Source organism: Levilinea saccharolytica, from assembly GCF_001306035.1.
GTDB classification, from domain to species: Bacteria; Chloroflexota; Anaerolineae; order Anaerolineales; family Anaerolineaceae; genus Levilinea; species Levilinea saccharolytica.
Genome location: NZ_LGCM01000014.1, coordinates 179,144 through 190,732, shown reverse-complemented (window position 1 = coordinate 190,732; position 11,589 = coordinate 179,144). Strand labels below are relative to the sequence as shown.

The 11,589-nt window shown below is 61.9% G+C and carries 10 protein-coding genes; 5 read left to right on the top strand and 5 right to left on the bottom strand.

Annotation, left to right across the window (positions count from 1 at the left end):
- Positions 1–161 precede the first annotated feature (161 nt).
- Entirely contained in the window at positions 162–1,295 is a 1,134-nt protein-coding gene (locus tag ADN01_RS03650) for a J domain-containing protein (RefSeq protein WP_075070922.1), read from the bottom strand.
- A gap of 166 nt (positions 1,296–1,461) precedes the next feature.
- Here ADN01_RS03650 and ADN01_RS03645 point away from each other — a divergent pair, with 166 nt between their 5' ends.
- The 4 genes from ADN01_RS03645 (at position 1,462) to ADN01_RS03630 (ending at position 5,668) form a co-directional block, all read left to right on the top strand.
- Positions 1,462–2,991, top strand: coding sequence for a hypothetical protein (locus ADN01_RS03645; protein ID WP_147238955.1), 1,530 nt, complete (start codon positions 1,462–1,464; stop codon positions 2,989–2,991).
- A gap of 49 nt (positions 2,992–3,040) precedes the next feature.
- Positions 3,041–3,703 carry an LON peptidase substrate-binding domain-containing protein gene (locus tag ADN01_RS03640; RefSeq protein ID WP_062416860.1) on the top strand — a complete coding sequence of 221 codons (663 nt, stop codon included), beginning with the start codon at positions 3,041–3,043 and terminating at the stop codon, positions 3,701–3,703.
- 96 nt (positions 3,704–3,799) lie between these two features.
- Positions 3,800–4,669, top strand: coding sequence for a carbon-nitrogen hydrolase family protein (locus tag ADN01_RS03635; RefSeq protein ID WP_062416861.1), 870 nt, complete (start codon positions 3,800–3,802; stop codon positions 4,667–4,669).
- Positions 4,670–4,756: 87 nt separating this feature from the next.
- The gene (locus tag ADN01_RS03630) at positions 4,757–5,668 is read left to right on the top strand and encodes a YitT family protein (RefSeq protein ID WP_062416862.1); all 912 of its coding nucleotides are present in this window, start codon (positions 4,757–4,759) and stop codon (positions 5,666–5,668) included.
- Between the two features lie 187 nt (positions 5,669–5,855).
- Here the strand turns inward: ADN01_RS03630 and ADN01_RS03625 are convergent, their stop codons facing one another.
- Genes ADN01_RS03625 through ADN01_RS03610 form a run of 4 tightly spaced genes read right to left on the bottom strand, consistent with a single transcriptional unit; the run spans position 5,856 to position 8,983 of the window.
- Entirely contained in the window at positions 5,856–6,608 is a 753-nt protein-coding gene (locus ADN01_RS03625; protein ID WP_062416863.1) for a DUF4013 domain-containing protein, read from the bottom strand.
- 48 nt (positions 6,609–6,656) lie between these two features.
- Positions 6,657–7,754, bottom strand: a complete 1,098-nt coding sequence (locus ADN01_RS03620; protein ID WP_062416864.1) for a pyridoxal-phosphate-dependent aminotransferase family protein — start codon at positions 7,752–7,754, stop codon at positions 6,657–6,659.
- 37 nt (positions 7,755–7,791) lie between these two features.
- Positions 7,792–8,001, bottom strand: coding sequence for a hypothetical protein (locus ADN01_RS03615; RefSeq protein ID WP_062416865.1), 210 nt, complete (start codon positions 7,999–8,001; stop codon positions 7,792–7,794).
- 37 nt (positions 8,002–8,038) lie between these two features.
- Positions 8,039–8,983: a sortase gene (locus ADN01_RS03610; RefSeq protein ID WP_062416866.1), complete on the bottom strand. Its 945-nt coding sequence runs from the start codon at positions 8,981–8,983 to the stop codon at positions 8,039–8,041.
- 120 nt (positions 8,984–9,103) lie between these two features.
- Here ADN01_RS03610 and ADN01_RS03605 point away from each other — a divergent pair, with 120 nt between their 5' ends.
- Positions 9,104–11,587, top strand: coding sequence for an ArnT family glycosyltransferase (locus tag ADN01_RS03605; RefSeq protein ID WP_062416867.1), 2,484 nt, complete (start codon positions 9,104–9,106; stop codon positions 11,585–11,587).
- The last annotated feature ends 2 nt before the right edge of the window (positions 11,588–11,589 follow it).

Below are 11,589 nucleotides of genomic sequence, written 5' to 3'. Positions count from 1 at the left end.
GCCAAGGTATAATCATTTTGGTGAGTCATTTTTAGTCTCCTTCTTCGGTTGTGGTGACCTTAAGGATACTTCTGACTCACCGCTTTTGTTAAGGTTCAGCATTTTACAGAAAATATGTTACACCAACACTGGTTGTTAAACGTACGACCATTTTGAAAGGCCTACTTCATCCAAGGTTCACAGTTGTACAATGCTTCGTTGATATTGATGTATGGTGCCCCATTGCTCGCTTCCATGATTCGACCTTCTGCAGCTACACAATCCCCTGAGGCAACTTCATAAGTAAACTTGTCAGACACCAAAAAGACTTCTGAGGGCATGGGGGAAAATAAAATCCAGAAAGAATTGCTGTCAGATCGCGTCTCATAAATGATCCCGTATACACAAGAATATGAGCCAATCATCGAAGGGGAAATTTTCGACCACTTCAGGCAGGTTGGGGCTGGTGTGGGGGTTCTTACTTGGGTTGAAGTTTTGGTGGGAGTAGCAATTTGATACACCACCCCTCCCAACGCATGATTGTCTGTCGCGGGTGTATTAATTGCAGCTGGTGAGAAAAAAGAGTACAACAAGCACCCAATTAGCAGCGAACCGCTGATTGTTGAAAAAATCCAAAATGGGGGTGGGCTCGGGGTAATTGATACTGCTGGTCTTTTCATCCCTAATGTGAACAGAAAACGGATCATATTATTTAGCAAAATAAAGGGAGTAACAATGAATGAAATCAGTCCCCACCAACCTAGCAGCATAGTTCTTCCCGTTGAGCTCCAAAAGTAATAATCGATGCAGGGTTTACAAAAGTTCCCTTCAATTGAGCGGTAGCGACGAAAGATGACCATACCAATATTTTCATGGAAATTGATATGTTGTGTTTCGGCGGGCATTTTACAACATTCGCAATATTTTTTGCCTGCTTTAGCTTGATTTTGCTCTGGTGGTGAAGAAGCTGATTGTTTAGGCTCTGATTGTGACTTTGATGGCTGTGAAGATGGGGATTGCGAAGTCGTCGATTGCGTAGACGTTGATTGTGAAGAAGAAGAGCGGGAAGTGGTTGCGCCATTCCGAAGGTTGGAATATAAACGCAGATATTCATCGTATTCTTGTCGCTTATCAGGGTTAGCAAGAACGCTGTACGCTTCAATGACTTCCTTTGTTTTTTCTTCTGCCTTAGTCCTTAATTCCCCCTCAGGAAATTTATCTGGATGCCAAGCATGCAATAAGAACCGGTATTGAGATCTTATTTGTTCATTTGTTGCCGTCGGATCAATTTCAAATATGGTGTAATAGTTCTTCATTCTTCCCCACAAATCAAAGTGTTATTCGCAATGTGCCTCTATAACGGAGTGGATTCCCTGACCCCCGCGCCGGATGCAACCATCCGATAATAAAATTATACTGAGAACCGTACATCCCGCAACTCATTTTCTAGCCCCTCCCGCGGACTGCTGTATAATGGCTGCAATGAAACCGCACGGACGTCTTTGGTTGGGGGTGGGGCTGGTGATTTTGGTCCTGGCGGCGCGGCTGATTCCGGGGCCGCGCACCATTGACGATTCCTTCATCACCTACCGCTACGCGCGCAACCTGCTGGCGGGGGAGGGCTTTGTCTACAACCCCGGCGAGCGCGTGCAGGGCACCACCACGCCGGTGTACACCCTGCTGATGGCTGGGCTGGGCGCGCTGACCGGCGGCACGCAGGCGCCTTTCCCCTGGCTGGCCCTGGGGGTCAACGCCCTGGCCGATGCGGCCACCGCTTTGCTCTTGGTGCGGTTGGGCCGGCACGCCGGGGCGCGCTGGGCGGGCTGGGCGGCGGGGCTGGTGTGGGCTGCGGCCCCCTATTCCGTCACCTTTGCCGTCGGCGGGCTGGAGACCAGCCTGTACGTGCTGCTGCTCACCGGGGCGGTATGCGCCTATGTGGAACAGCGCCGCGTGTGGACGGCGCTGCTGGGCGCGCTGGCCATCCTCACCCGCCCGGATGCGCTGATTTTGGCCCTACCCCTGGGACTAGACCGCCTGTGGCGCGCGCTGCGCAAGGGCGAGCGCCTGGGGTGGGGCGAGGTGCTGGCGCTGGCCCTGCCGGGGCTGGCCTGGGGGCTGTTTGCCACCCTCTATTTCGGCAGCCCCATTCCCCATTCGGTGCAGGCCAAGCTGGAGGTCTACCGCCTGGGGGCCAACGAGGGCCTGATCCGCTTATTGCAGCATTACGCCACGCCGTTTTTTGAAAACCTGTGGGGCGGGGCCTGGGCCATCGGCGCCGGGCTGCTGCTGTACCCCTTTCTCTATCTGGTGGGCGCCCGCCGCGCGGCCCGCGTTCAGCCGCGGCTGCTGGGCTGGCTGGTGTACCCCTGGCTGTACCTGCTGGTGTTCGCCGTCTCCAACCCGCTCATCTTCCGCTGGTATCTGACCCCGCCCTTGCCCGCTTATTTCCTCTTTCTGCTGCTGGGGGCCGAGGAACTGCTCAGCCGCCTGCTGCGCGTGGATGCGGCCCACGCCCGGCGCGCGGCCCTGGCGGCGGCCTGTGTGTGCCTGCTGCCGCTGGTTTCCACCCTGGGCGAATGGCGGCTGCGGCCCGACGGCGGTGCGCTGCGCCCTGCCCCGCACATGGCCTATATCGAGCTGGAGCGCCTGTACCGGCGGGCGGCGGATGAACTGGCCCCCCAACTGACCCCGCAGACACGTCTGGCGGCGGGGGATGTGGGCGTGCTGGGCTTTTTTACCCCCGCGCAGATTCTGGACACGGTCGGCCTGAACTCGCCCGTCTCCCTGGGCTATTACCCCCTGGACCCGGCCGCCTATGTGATCAACTACGCCGTCCCCGCCGATTTGCTGGTGGAGCAGCAGCCCGATTGGGTGGTGGTGCTGGAGGTGTACGGCCGCCGCACCTTTTTGCAGGACGCGCGTTTTCTGAATCAATACCGCCTGTGGAAAACCCTGCCCACCGATATGTACGGCAGCCAGGGCATGCTCATTTTCCAGCGCGCGGCCCCCTAAGCCTGTACAATCCCGTGATTTATCCCCCTCAATTGGGTAGAATGGCCCTATGTATGATCTGCCGCTCTTCCCGCTGCATACCGTGCTCTTCCCCGGGATGCCCATTCACCTGCATATTTTCGAGCCGCGCTACCGCGAAATGATGCGCCTGTGCCTGGACGATCAGCGCCCCTTTGGGGTGGTGCTCATCCGTCAGGGCATGGAGGCGCTGGGACCGCTGGCCGATCCTTTTCCGGTGGGAACCACCGCCCACATCACCGAGGTGGCCACCCTGCCCGACGGGCGCATGAACCTGGTGGCGTTGGGGGATGAACGCTTTCGCATTCTGTCGATCGACCGTTCCCACGCCTATTTGACCGCGCAGGTGGAATCTTTGCCGCTGAACACCGCCCACACCCTGCAGGTGGCCCGCGGCGGGCATCTTTTGCGCAAATACTTGGCGCGCTACATCCGCCTGCTGGCGCGCACCGGTCTGCGCGACCTGATGGAGTTAAACCAGCTGGAGATGCCGGACGACCCCATGTTCCTCACCTATCTGGCCGCGGCCTTGCTCCAGCTCCCCGCGGTGGAAAAGCAGGCCTTGCTGGAAGATGTGTGCGGGCAGGATTTGCAGGCCCATGTGCTGCGCCTGTACAGCCGCGAAATCCCCCTGCTGGCGCGCCTGCTGGGGATTGAAGAGCGCCGTGCTGAACGGGCCGCCTGGCTCAATTGACGCCCGCGAAATACCCTCAATGGCGGGTTGCGGCCCGCCAAATAATTTGATACGCTTATGCCGTCTCGATTCTTCTTTCTTTTCCCGGAGGCGCGCATGACCCCCCGATTGGCCCCCAATCTCACTCTCGCCCTGCTGCAATTGGCCCCCTGCGGCCCGGATCCATCCGCCAATCTGGAAAAAGGGCTGGCCGCCTGCCGGGCCGCCCAGGCCCAGGGCGCGGATGTGGCCCTCTTCCCCGAAATGTGGAGCACGGGCTACGCTGGCTTCGACCCGCGGGACGAGCGCCAGCGCCGCGCCTGGGAAGCGCAGGCGCTGAGCCTGGACAGCCCCTTTGTGCGCGCCTTTCAGGAAGAGGCGCGGCGGTTGGGCATGGCAATTGCCCTGACCTTGCTGGAACGCTGGCCCGGCGGGCCGCGCAACACCCTGGTGCTGTTTGACCGCTGGGGGCAGCCGGCCCTGACCTACGCCAAAGCCCACCCCTGCGCCTTTGATTGGGAAGCCGCCCTGACCCCCGGCGAGGATTTCCCCGTTTGCACCCTGGATACCGCTCAGGGGCAGGTGCGCGTGGGGGCCATGATCTGCTTTGACCGCGAATTCCCCGAAAGCGCCCGCCTGCTGGCCCTGGGCGGCGCTGAGCTGATCCTGGTTCCCAACGCCTGCCAGCTGGAAGGTAACCGTCTGGCCCAGTTCCGCGCGCGGGCCTTTGAGAACATGACCGCCCTGGCCATGACCAATTACCCCGCGCCGCAGGAAAACGGCGCTTCGCTGGTTTTGGACGGGCGCGCCTTCGCCCCGGACGGCACCTCGCGCGATATGGTCGTGGTGCAGGCGGGCGCCGAGGAGGGCATCTTTCTGGCTTCCCTCGATCTGGAATCTTTGCGCGGCTACCGTGAACATGAAGTCTGGCTGGCCTACCGCCGCCCGCACCTCTACACCCCCCTCAGCCGCCCGCCCCAGCCCTGATCCCTCGCCGCCGCGGGGAATTTTGCCACTTTCGCAAACGACCACTGCCGTTTATAATCCATCTCCGCATTCTATGGAGGGTAGGCTATGAAAGTTCAACCGGCAGCTCACGAGACGCTGCGCGACCTGGCGCGGTCGGTGCGTTTTTCACGAAAATCTGTGCAGGATTATGCCCTGGTGCTTTTGGGGACGCTGATTCAGGCGCTGGCGCTGCGTCTGTTCCTCATCCCCGCCACGCTGGTCAGCGGTGGGGTCAGCGGCGCGGCCCAAATTATCAATTTCTTCACTGGCTGGCCCATCGGTTTGATGGTCTTTGTGGGGAATGTGCCCCTGTTCGTGCTCGGCTGGCGCTATTTGGGCGGGGTGCGCTTCGCCCTGCGCACGGCGGCGGCCATCGCCTCATTCTCGTTTCTCACCGATCTGCTGGTGGTCTTTCTCCCCGCGGGCGGGGTCACGGATGACCTGTTCTTGAACAGCATCTACGGCGGCGTGGTGTTGGGCATTGGCCTGGGGATTGTGTACCGCGGCAAGGGCACCAGCGGCGGCTCCGACATTTTGGGTCGCATCCTCAATCACCGTCTGGGCATTTCCATCTCGCAGTCTTACATGATCACCGACACCCTGGTGGTGCTGCTGGGCGGTATCGCCTTTGACTGGGAACACGCCCTGTACGGCGTGGTGGTGATTTACGTCAGCGGGCTGGCAGCCGAGATGGCCTCGGAAGGCGGTAATATTTACCGCACCGCCATGATCATCACCGCCCTACCGCAGGAGGTGACCCAGCGGGTGCTGACGGTGTTGGAGCGCGGGGTGACGTTGTTGGAGGCCACCGGTGGGTACACCGGGGAACAGCGGCCGGTGCTGTACTGCGTGGTGACGCGTTCGGAGGTCAATCAGTTGAAGGAGTTGGTGCGCGAGGCTGACCCCAACGCGTTTATGGTGATTGGGCAGGCCAATGAGGCCCTGGGAGAGGGTTTCCGTCCGCTGGAAAAGGTGTAGGGGCGCGACCATCTTTGCATGTCATCGCGAACGAAGTGAAGCGATCTCAGGGTAGAGACTGCCGAGGGTCCTTTGCATGTCATCGCGAAGCCCCCGTTCTTTGGGGGCTGTGGCGATCTCTTCCCTCAGCGTAGAGACTGCCGCGGCCCCAAAAGGCGGGGCCTCGCAGTGACATGTTCAAATGATGTCATTTTGCTTCGTCCTGCTGCTCCAGCCCCTCGCGGTACAGCAGCGCCGAAAGGCCGTCCACCACCAGCGTGGTGTAAGCGATAAAGGCCGCCGACACAAAGGGCAGCAGCGCGCACAGCACCAGGGTCATGTACAGAAACTGAAAAACGTACATAAAAACGAAAAAGCCGCCGATCGACAGCAAAAACAAAATGGCGAACCCGCCAAAATTGGCCTTGAGCACGCGCCCCCATTCGCCCACGGCAAAGGCCGCGCCGAAGCGGTCTTTGGCCACCAGGTGGGCGTTGATCACCGGCAGGAAGAAGTACAGCACGGCCTGAAAGATCATCATCCCCAGCAGCACCACGCCCATCAGAATCGGGAAAAAGGTGCCCAACACCGAAAACGCAGCCAGAATATCGCTTTCGCGGCCCGCTGAAGCGGCGATGAGGGTGACCATGAACAGCGCGTACAGGGTGAACACCCCCGCCCACAGCACCAGCAGGGGCAGGCTGTACACCAGGTTCGCGCCCCACAGGCGCAGCCCGTCTTTCAGGAACTGGCCCCAGTCATCCCATTCCGGCATATCCAGCTGCCCGTCCTCCTGGAGGACGCGCTTCATGATGCGGAAGGAATAACCGCGCAAGGCCAGATAGGGCACAAAGGGGATGAAAAACGCGCTGAACGTGACCAGGCAGGCGATCAGAAACTTGCTGCCGCGAAATGGAAACGTCAGCGCCTGGCTTAACCCACGGGTTGAGAACGGCTGCATGTCACCCTCCTGTCTTTTCGTCTACATGAATGGTTGGAAAAAGCGCTGTTACTGCGTCAGGAACGAATCGAAAGCGTTCAACAAAGCCTCAAGATCGTGCAGCTGCAGTTCACCCCCGTGGGCCACGCGGATGGTGCGGTCGCGCAGCATGCCCACGCCCTGCCCCACGCGCAGTCCGCGCGGCTGCAAATAGCGGTTGAGGGCGGCCACATCCAGCCCCAGGCGGTTCTGCAGGCAGCTCACCAACGGGGACTGGGCCGCGGCGGGGGCCAGCAGGGGCATCCCGCGGCTTTCGGCCCACTCGCGCAGTCTCTGCCCCAGGGCGGCGTGCCGCGCCCAGCGCAGGGTCAGCCCCTCGGCCTGCATGCGGTCTAACTGCACATCCAGGGCGTAGAGCAGGCCCAGCGGCGGACAGTCCTGGGTTTGGTCGCGCAGGCGCTGACGTTCCAGGGTGAGCAGGTCAAAATACCAGCCCCGCCCGGCCACCTGCGCCGCCCGCTCCAAGGCCCGCGCCGAAACGCTGAAGATGCCCAATCCCGGCGGCACATTTAAGGCGTGCTGTGAGACCCCCAGCACAAAATCGGCCCCCCAGGCGTCCATCTCTACCGGCAGCCCGCCCAGCGAAGAGGCGGCGTCCACCAGGATGAGGGTATCGGGGCTGGCCTGGCGCACCGCCTCGGCCCATTCGGCAACCGGGTTGAGCGTGCCGGTGGCGGTTTCGTGGTGGGTCAGGGCCACCGCCGGATAGGGTTGGGCCTGCAGGGCCGCCGCCAGCTTCTCTGCGGAAAGGGTCTCACCCCAATCCACCTCCAGACGTTCCACCGTCCTGCCGCAGCCCGCCGCCACGCGCGCCCAGCGTTCACCCGCGGGGCCGCCCACACTGACCAAGAGCGTGCCCTCCACCAGGTTGCGCACGGCGGCTTCCATCAGCCCGCTGGCGCTGCTGCCCAAAAAATACACCGGACGCGCGGTGCCCAGCAGCGGCTGCATGCGTTCGGCCAGGCTTTGCAGCAGCGCGTCCAATTCACCGCCGGGGCACGGCAAGGCCGGGCGCGCCTGGGCGGCCAACACTTCGGGGGCAATATCGCCCGATCCGGGGGAAAAACTGGGGCTCATCAGAGGGGTGGGGAACACAAAACGGGCCATGTCCAGGGTGAAGACATGGCCCGCAGGGAAGGTTGAATTAGCGAATGATGAAAGACAGAATCACCAGCACGGCGATGAACGAGCCGGCCAGGATGCCGATGCGCTTGAGGTCGCTGATCACATACCCATAATCCGGGTTGAATTCCGTCGTCAGGGACGAGCGCGGAGCAACGGGGGCGCTGGGGGCCGCCGCAACCGGAGCGGCAACTTCACTGCGAGAAACCTGGCGTTTGTTCTTCTTGGACATGCAAACTCTCCTTACAATGATTTTCGCGCTGCGGCCCTTATTCTTGCAGCGCCGCGCTGACCACAATGCGCTGGTCGTCCACCATATAAGGGTAGCAGGATATCAATGTTACCACAGGTTCGCGAGTCTGGGCCATAACTTCCACTCGAGTCGGCTCCACAACCTGGGTTTGCTGCACGATGTAGGTGTAGGTGCGTTGGCTGGTGAACAAAATCACCTCATCGCCCGGGTTCAAACGATCCAGATGGCGGAAAATTTCGCCGAACACGTCATTATGCGCCGAGAGCACAATATTCCCATCCTGTCCGGGGTTGGGGGTTCCGGCGCTTTGACCCACGCCTTTCTTTAATTGCTCAAAGCCGTCCCCCTGCACCACCGGGTGATCCACCCCAATGGCGGGGATCTGGATGCGTACGGCTTGCTGAGGGCCGGCCGTGGGGGCGGGCAAATTGGCCAGGGACTGCACCAGCGGCCGCAGGTGTTCGGGAATTTCTGCATCGTTGGGCTGCACGCCCCCCGGCGCGTTGGGCGGGGTGTGGCCGGAGGGCAGCACCACCGCCATGATCAGCGGCGTGGGCGTCAGGGTGGGCTGGATCAGCGCCGAAGCCACTTCCTGATTTAAACTGCGCAGGGAGTTCATGCCGTTGAGCAGCACAAACACCAGCCCCAGCACCGCGGCAACCTCCACCCCCAGCAGCAGCCGGTCCACCCAACTGCGGGGCTGACGCGTGCGCCGTGCGGTGGGGGCCGCACGGCCCCGGCGCGGTTCTTCCCATTCGTCCTCCCCCTCTTCGTCCGCCGCCGCTCCCCCGCTGCGCAGGCGTTCCAGGGGCACAGCCGCGGGCTGAGGCTCTACCATCACCACCCGCCCGGTCACGCGGTAGCGTTCCAGACGCGTCTGACGTTCTGCGCGCCGCTTTTCAATCAGCAGCTGGCGCAGTTCTTCGATTGTCAGTTCTTCAGGGGTTCGTTTACGGGCCACAGAATCCGCTCGCTTTTTGGTTGCACACGATACGATAAGATTATACCCTAGATTTTTAGCGCTTTCCGCCAGGAGAACCGCTATAATACAAAGCAGCCCCTTGCATGGGCAGCAGGATGTATGCCAAACCCAAAACGCCGTTCTTCCCTTCTTCCCTGGCTGCGTTCCCCCGCCGTACCCCTGGCGGAGGAGGCTGCTCGCCCGCCGGAGCCGCCCGCTGCGGACACGGCGGAGGAAGTGCGCGCGCTGCGGGCCGAGGTGGCGGCTCTGCGCGCCGAACGCGACGCCCTGCGCGCCCAACTGCAAGCCCTGCAGCCCCAGCCCCCGCCGGATGAACCCGGCCCGCGCCCCACACCGCCCTGGGCGGCCTGGGCGCGCCGCCATGCCCGCGCGCTGGCAGTGGGGCTGGGACTGATCCTCAGCCTGGTTGTCCCCGTGTGGCTCATCCTGCGCGAACGCTGGCTGCAGGAGCAGATCCGCGACATGCTCTACCGTGAATGGAACGCCGTTCCCTTCTTCAAAACCCTGGCGCTGCCCTCCTACTTCCTGATCGTGTTCGCCTGCCTGTTGGCGGCGCTTTTTATCTTCCTGCGTTGGGTACCGCGCGACCGCGAAGGTTATCTGCCGGATCCGTCCCCCATTGCAGAGCCGCTGCCGACTCTTTCGCCGCTCGAAGGCTGGATCTGCCGCGGCCTGCAAATTGCGGCGGTGCTGCTGGCCATGTTCAGCTTTGGGCGCGCCGCCCTGAGCCAGACCTACCCCGGGGCCGAGCTGCTGCTGGCGTTGCTGCTGTACCTGCTGGGGCGGCTGCTGACGGAATTCCCCTGGGTGCGCCTGCGCGCCGCCCTGGGGCGAATGCCCGCCTGGCCCTGGCTGTTTGCTCTGGTGATCGTTGCCCTGACGCTGTTCCTGCGCGCCCTCACCTGGAGCCAGAGCGCCGCGGCCTGGGGACTGGGGGCCTTCCTGGCCCTGGCTTTGGCGGCCTTGTGGCCGCAGCGCGCCCGCGTGCCCGCCGCCGCGTGGCTGGTCTTGCTGGCGCTGGTGCTGTATTCCCTGCAAATCCTCTCCTGGCAGTTTGCCGCCATTGGCGACGAGCACAGTTTTTACACCTACGCCCGCGATCAGCTGGAAGAATTCACCTTCAGCACGCACGTGTCGCGCTTCTTCTCCGGTCAGGCGGTGTACGGCAGCCACCCCTATTTCTCCTCTCTCATTCAGGCCGCTTTCATGGGCATCCTGGGCAAAGACGCCTTTGGGTGGCGCTTCAGCAATATCTTTTTGATCTCCATCGCCGCTGCCCTGTTTTACGCCTTCTTCCGGCGCTTCACCCACCCGCGCACGGCTTTCCTGACGGCTTTTTGGATGGCCTGCTCTCATTATTTGATGGCCTTCAGCAAGATCGGCTACAACAATTTGCAGGCCCTGTTTCTGATGGGGGTGGTGCTGGCCCTGACCGCCGAGGCGGCCCACACCCGCCGCCGCATGGCCTACAGCCTGTTGGGGACCGCCCTGGGCTTTTGTTTTTACGTGTACCCGGCGGCCCTGTACGTGCTGCCCCTGCCGGTGGTCTTTCTGCTGTTCTATGACTTTCCCCGCGACCGGCAGGCCTGGGGGCGCTGGTGGCTGATGCTCACCCCCTTGTTTCTGCTGCTGGCGCCGTTGGTTTTCCAGCCCGGCTATTGGGCCGAAAAAATCCCCGGCACCTTTCTGAACAAGCCGGAGCTGACGACCAACGGCGGCTCTTTGGGGCAGCATTTCCTCAGCAACCTGCTCTATTCGGCCCTGGGTTATCTGTACATTCCCAATGAGTCGCATTTCGTGGTTTCATCGTATATGGACCCGCTCAGCGGGATCCTGGTGACCCTGGGTTTCTTTGAGCTGCTGCGCCAGGCGGGCCGCCAACGCTTTGCCCGCGCTGGGCTGGCCTGTTTTGCCCTGCTGTTGATCCTGGTGGGCACCACCCACGACCGCGAGTTCCCCGCCAACACGCGCATGTTCATGCTGCTGCCGTTTTGGGCCTGGATGGCGGCCAGCGCGCTGGATGGGTGGATGCGGCGCTGGGCCAACGCCTGGCCGGGCAAGCCCGGGCTGCAGCGCGCGGTTTTGGGGGCGGTGCTGTTGGGGGTTGCGGCCCTCAATCTGTATCAGGGCTACGGCCTCTCGCGCCTGCGCACGGTGGGCATCCCCGAAATCGAGGTGCTGTTTGTGCGCCTGCTGCAGCGCGACCACGCCCTCTTTGCTGATGCAAACAAAACCTACCTGTTCCTGACCGAAGAGGACTGGGGCATTGACGGCATCCGCGTGCTGCGCGACATTTACCGCCTGCCGCCTTCTCAGGAACAGTTGGATCGGGCGGTGGTGACAGAGCCGAAATTCTCCCCCGAACTGGCTGCGCGCATCCGCCAGCCGGATGTGCTGGTGATCTTTGAACCGTGGATGAACGAAGATCTGGTGGTGGCCTTGGAAGGTGAGATGGTGCGCCTGGGGAAATACGAATGTCCGGTGCAGGATGCTGTGTGGACCCCACCGCGCTTTGACCTGTGGACTTCGCGCGAATGGGTGGCGCTTTGCCCGCGCGACGGGGATTGGACGGCGCGCCCCTGAGG

Bases quoted from the DNA above. Each gene is read 5' to 3' on its own strand.
- ADN01_RS03650 (WP_075070922.1), bottom strand. From the start codon at position 1,295: ATGAAGAACTATTACACCATATTTGAAATTGATCCGACGGCAACAAAT.
- ADN01_RS03645 (WP_147238955.1), top strand. From the start codon at position 1,462: ATGAAACCGCACGGACGTCTTTGGTTGGGGGTGGGGCTGGTGATTTTG.
- ADN01_RS03640 (WP_062416860.1), top strand. From the start codon at position 3,041: ATGTATGATCTGCCGCTCTTCCCGCTGCATACCGTGCTCTTCCCCGGG.
- ADN01_RS03635 (WP_062416861.1), top strand. From the start codon at position 3,800: ATGACCCCCCGATTGGCCCCCAATCTCACTCTCGCCCTGCTGCAATTG.
- ADN01_RS03630 (WP_062416862.1), top strand. From the start codon at position 4,757: ATGAAAGTTCAACCGGCAGCTCACGAGACGCTGCGCGACCTGGCGCGG.
- ADN01_RS03625 (WP_062416863.1), bottom strand. From the start codon at position 6,608: ATGCAGCCGTTCTCAACCCGTGGGTTAAGCCAGGCGCTGACGTTTCCA.
- ADN01_RS03620 (WP_062416864.1), bottom strand. From the start codon at position 7,754: ATGGCCCGTTTTGTGTTCCCCACCCCTCTGATGAGCCCCAGTTTTTCC.
- ADN01_RS03615 (WP_062416865.1), bottom strand. From the start codon at position 8,001: ATGTCCAAGAAGAACAAACGCCAGGTTTCTCGCAGTGAAGTTGCCGCT.
- ADN01_RS03605 (WP_062416867.1), top strand. From the start codon at position 9,104: ATGCCAAACCCAAAACGCCGTTCTTCCCTTCTTCCCTGGCTGCGTTCC.